Raw genomic sequence first — 1,094 nt, 5'->3', positions numbered from 1 at the left:
ATTGGAAGCCTGTTGATGTAGAGGTCGAGTTTAGATGCAAGTTCAAGGAGCGAAAGGTGGATGGGTAGGTTATATAGGGATATAGCACAGAGATATATAGCAAAGAGATACTTTTGAGCAATGTTTCAGGGCACAGTATTCGCGGTGTAGTAGTTACGGTGCGGTGCGTTTTTGGATTTTTCAAAGTGCGTCTTCAAAGCGCTTTTGGTTTTCAAAGCGCTCTGAAGTTCCTATACTTTCTAGAGAATAGGAACTTCGGAATAGGAACTTCAAAGCGTTTCCGAAAACGAGCGCTTCCGAAAATGCAACGCGAGCTGCGCACATACAGCTCACTGTTCACGTCGCACCTATATCTGCGTGTTGCCTGTATATATATATACATGAGAAGAACGGCATAGTGCGTGTTTATGCTTAAATGCGTACTTATATGCGTCTATTTATGTAGGATGAAAGGTAGTCTAGTACCTCCTGTGATATTATCCCATTCCATGCGGGGTATCGTATGCTTCCTTCAGCACTACCCTTTAGCTGTTCTATATGCTGCCACTCCTCAATTGGATTAGTCTCATCCTTCAATGCTATCATTTCCTTTGATATTGGATCATACCCTAGAAGTATTACGTGATTTTCTGCCCCTTACCCTCGTTGCTACTCTCCTTTTTTTCGTGGGAACCGCTTTAGGGCCCTCAGTGATGGTGTTTTGTAATTTATATGCTCCTCTTGCATTTGTGTCTCTACTTCTTGTTCGCCTGGAGGGAACTTCTTCATTTGTATTAGCATGGTTCACTTCAGTCCTTCCTTCCAACTCACTCTTTTTTTGCTGTAAACGATTCTCTGCCGCCAGTTCATTGAAACTATTGAATATATCCTTTAGAGATTCCGGGATGAATAAATCACCTATTAAAGCAGCTTGACGATCTGGTGGAACTAAAGTAAGCAATTGGGTAACGACGCTTACGAGCTTCATAACATCTTCTTCCGTTGGAGCTGGTGGGACTAATAACTGTGTACAATCCATTTTTCTCATGAGCATTTCGGTAGCTCTCTTCTTGTCTTTCTCGGGCAATCTTCCTATTATTATAGCAATAGATTTG

Annotated in this window: 1 protein-coding gene; it reads right to left on the bottom strand. The window is 42.0% G+C overall.

The window, feature by feature from the left end; all coding sequences use genetic code 11:
* Nucleotides 1-601 precede the first annotated feature (601 nt).
* On the bottom strand, nucleotides 602-1,094 hold a 493-nt coding region (locus LIQ05_RS19255; protein WP_226822922.1), incomplete at its 5' end, for a hypothetical protein.

The sequence above is a fragment of the Blautia glucerasea genome (genome assembly GCF_020537505.1).
GTDB lineage: Bacteria > Bacillota > Clostridia > Lachnospirales > Lachnospiraceae > Blautia_A.
The sequence above is the reverse complement of the archived record's forward strand: the minus strand, read 5'-3'. Positions and strand labels throughout refer to the sequence as shown.